Source organism: Streptomyces sp. NPDC006544, from assembly GCF_040611715.1.
Lineage (GTDB): Bacteria > Actinomycetota > Actinomycetes > Streptomycetales > Streptomycetaceae > Streptomyces.
Window position 1 is genome coordinate 1 of the sequence record NZ_JBEXOV010000196.1, and the last position, 3,702, is coordinate 3,702.

General features: G+C 73.1%; 2 protein-coding genes and 1 pseudogene. All 3 read left to right on the forward strand.

Going from position 1 to position 3,702, the window contains the following annotated elements; all coding sequences use genetic code 11:
- A pseudogene (locus ABZY44_RS37380) lies at positions 1-93 on the forward strand (HAD family phosphatase); the annotation flags it as partial.
- 13 nt (positions 94-106) lie between these two features.
- Entirely contained in the window at positions 107-2,272 is a 2,166-nt protein-coding gene (locus ABZY44_RS37385; protein ID WP_356661967.1) for an MMPL family transporter, read from the forward strand.
- A gap of 208 nt (positions 2,273-2,480) precedes the next feature.
- Positions 2,481-3,599: a glycosyltransferase gene (locus ABZY44_RS37390; RefSeq protein WP_356661969.1), complete on the forward strand. Its 1,119-nt coding sequence runs from the start codon at positions 2,481-2,483 to the stop codon at positions 3,597-3,599.
- Positions 3,600-3,702 lie beyond the last annotated feature (103 nt).

The following is a 3,702-nucleotide window of genomic DNA, read 5'->3' on the forward strand; positions in this document are numbered from 1 at the left end:
GGGCAGGCCGAATGGAACACGGCCACCGCCGCCCTCCTTGGCGCGGGCGTGAACCCTGTGAACCTCATGGGCCGGGCCTGGACTGGGGTGCCGACACCCGTGGAAGGTGATCACCCTCTGGGTGGTGCTGGGTGTCGCGCTGAGCGCCCTGGCCCCCGTACTGCTCGCCCGCGTCACCCAGAACCAGGCCGGGGACTTCCTGCCCCGCAGCTACGACTCGGCCTCCGCGCTGCGGATCGCCGAGGAGCAGTTCGGGGTGGACCCCGACGCCGTCACCGTGACGGTGCTGGTCGCCCGTTCCGACGGCAAGGCCCTGAGCGCCGCCGACCAGGAGCGGATCGGGGCGGAGGCCGCGAAGCTCGGCCAACGCCGGGTGGTCATGCCCCGCGAAGACGACGTGCCGCAGTTCATGGTCCCGGACCGCTCCCAGACACCCCGGATCGCCCCGGCGATGACGGCGCCCGACCGGAGCTTCGCACTGCTCTCCGTCCAGCTGACCGGCAACGCGGCGGACAGAGGGGTCCAGGGTGTCTACCGCACCTTCCGGGACTCCGCCACGGCGCAGTTCTCGGAGGCGGGGATGCGCACCGGCTTCACCGGCGCGCTCGCCGACACCGTCGACACCACCGATGAACACGAGACCGCCGCGAAGGTCGGGGGCGCCCTCGTCATGGGGCTGATCGTCCTGCTCAACGTGCTGGTATTCCGCAGCGTGGCCGCGGCCCTGCTGCCCCTGCTGGCGGTCGCCATGATCGGCGGCGTGGCGGGCGGCGCCGTGGCGGGTGCCGCGCTCCTCACCGGACACAAGCTCGACGCGAGCACCCCGGCGCTGGTCCAGGTGGTCCTGCTCGGCATCGGCATCGACTACCTGCTGTTCCTGCTGTTCCGGTTCCGCGAGCAGTTGCGCAGCCGGCCCGAGCAGGCGGCCCGCGAGGTGGCCGCGCAGGTGTCCGGCCGCGTGGGCACGGCGATCACCTCGGCGGCCCTGACCATCGTCGCCGCGTTCGCGACGCTGGGCCTGGCGACCTTCGGGCAGTTCCGTTCGCTGGGCCCCGCGATCGCCGTGGCGGTCCTGGTGATGCTGCTCGGCAGCCTCACCCTGATGCCGGCGCTGCTCGCGGCCGCCGGGCGCAAGATGTTCTGGCCTTCCCGGACCCTGCGCCACGAGCCGCGCGAAGGCAGTGCCGCCCGTCTGGGCACGCTGGTCACCCAGCGGCCGTGGACGATGCTGATGGCCTCCGTCGCCCTGCTCGCCGCGTTGGCCGCCGGGATGGCCGGCATACGCATGGACTACGGCCGGGGCGAATCCGGTGACCCGACCCCCGCCGCGGCCACCGCGGCCGAGATCTCCCGTGCGCTGCCGGCCGGGGTGTCGGACCCCACCAGCGTCTTCGTCACCGCCACGGACGGGGGCGCCCTCACCGCCGACCGGCTGGGCGGTCTCTCCCGGGCCCTCGGTCAGGTCGAGGGTGTGGGCCAGGTGGGTCAGACCGTCCTGAACGAGGACCGTCGTGCCGCCCGGATCGACCTGTACCTGACTGCCGACCCGCAGAGCCAGGAGGCGCGTGACCTGGCCTCCGGACCGGTCCGGGCCTCCGTCGCCCAGCACACGCCCGCCGGGACGGCGGCGCACGTGGGCGGGACGTCGGCGATCTTCGCCGACATCGCCGACGCCGTCGACCACGATCTGAAGATCGTGTTCCCGGTCGCGGCCGCGCTGATCGCCCTGATCCTTCTGGTGCTCCTCCGCAGCCTGCTCGCACCCCTCATCCTGATGATCTCCGTCGGGCTCGGATTCGCCGCCACTCTCGGTGCCTCCACGCTGGTGTTCCAGCACTCCCTCGGCAAGCCGGGCGTCAGCTTCACCCTGCCCCTGGTGCTGTTCCTGTTCGTCGTGGCGCTGGGCACCGACTACAACATCCTGATCGTCGACCGGATCCGGGAGGAGATGCGGCGCGCGGGCACGGCCCGTGCCGCCGTGGCCCGAGCGGTACGGCACACGGCGCCGGCCATCGCGACGGCGGGACTGGTGCTGGCCGGCTCGTTCGCCACGCTCGCGACGAGCCCGGGGAACGAGCAGGTCGCCTTCGCCCTGACGCTCGGCATCATGCTCTCCGCGTTCGTCCTCTCCCTGGTGCTGGTCCCCGCCCTCGGTTCACTCCTCGGCCGGGCCATCTGGTGGCCGGTCCGCCCGGTACCCGCCGCGAGCGGTCACCCGCAGCAGGGCCCTACCGCACCTGCCGCGGAGGCAGACAGGGTCTCGGCGTACTGAGGCCCGGACCGGAACGGCACTGAGGTGCGCGCGCCCGGCGGCCGGGGGGCCGAGGCCCCGGCCGCCGGCCCCCCGGTCGCGGTCGCGCGTCCGGATTCCTCCTCGAAATCGTCCGAAATTCGCCCACCTCGGCGGAAATTGGAGCGACGGCGGGTGCGTTCGACGGTGTGTCAGAGGAATACCGGAGCTCCACCCGAGGAGTAACACCGTGCGCATCCTGTTCACCGGCCCCGCTTCGGCGGGCCACCTGTTCCCGATGGTGCCGACCGCCCAGGCCCTTCAGGCCGCCGGACACCAGGTCCTGTTCGCCGGCTCGGCCCCGCTCGACGCGCTGCGGCAGGCCGGCGTGCCCACCGTCGAGATCGGCGACGGCTCGACGCTGATGGAGGCCTTCCGGCGCGCCTCGGACGGCGTCGATCCGGAGTTCGTCACCGACGGCAACAGCCCCGAGGACGCCGAGAGGCTGGCGGCGGGCGGTTTCGCCGAACACGGCCGGGTGACCATCGACGACCTGCTCGCGGTCGCCGTCGCCTGGCGGCCGGACCTCCTCGTCCACGCCGCCTTCCAGGCCGCCGCCCCCCTCGTCTCGGCGGCCCTCGGCATACCCGCCGTGGTGCACAACTTCGGCGCGATGTCCGGCCTCGGCATGGTCGGCAGGCTCGCCGGCCTCCTGGCGGACGAGTACCGGGCCCGCGAGGTCGAGGGGCCGGCCACCCACACCGTCCTCGACGTCGTCCCCGCCTCCCTCGGCGGGGACGGCACCGGCTGGCGGGTCCGCTACGTGCCCTACAACGGCGGCGGCACGGTGCCGCGCGATCTCATGTCCCGTGGCTCCCGGCCCCGGATCGCCGTCACCCTCGGAACGGTGGTGACCGCCTACGCCGGCGTGGACCCGGTCGCCCGGGTGATCTCCGAGGCCGCCTCCGTCGACGCCGATTTCCTTCTCGCCGTCGGCGACACCGACCTGAGCCCGCTCGGCACCCTTCCCTCCAATGTCCGCCCCCTGCCGTGGGTGCCACTGGCCCAGCTGCTGGACACCGCCGACGCGATCGTGCACCACGGCGGGTCCGGCACCATGCTCACCGCAGCGGCCCGGGGTGTCCCCCAGCTGATCCTCCCGCAGGGCGCCGACCACTTCATCAACGTCGATGCCGCGACGGGCCTGGGTTTCGCCCTCCGCGCGAGCGACGACAGCGTGGACGCCGCCCTGCTCGACCGGCTCCTCACCGACGACGGCCTCCGCAAGTCGGCGGCCACCACTCAGGCCGACATCACCCGCCTCCCCTCCCCCACCGACCTCGTCGCCTCCTTCGAGTCCCTCCGGTAGCACTGGACCGGGGGGCCTTTTACGTGGGGTTTACGGGTGTGTCAAGTCCCGAGTTTCCGGAACGTGACCGGGTCGGGGGCGGCGGGGCTTACTGGTGATGCGG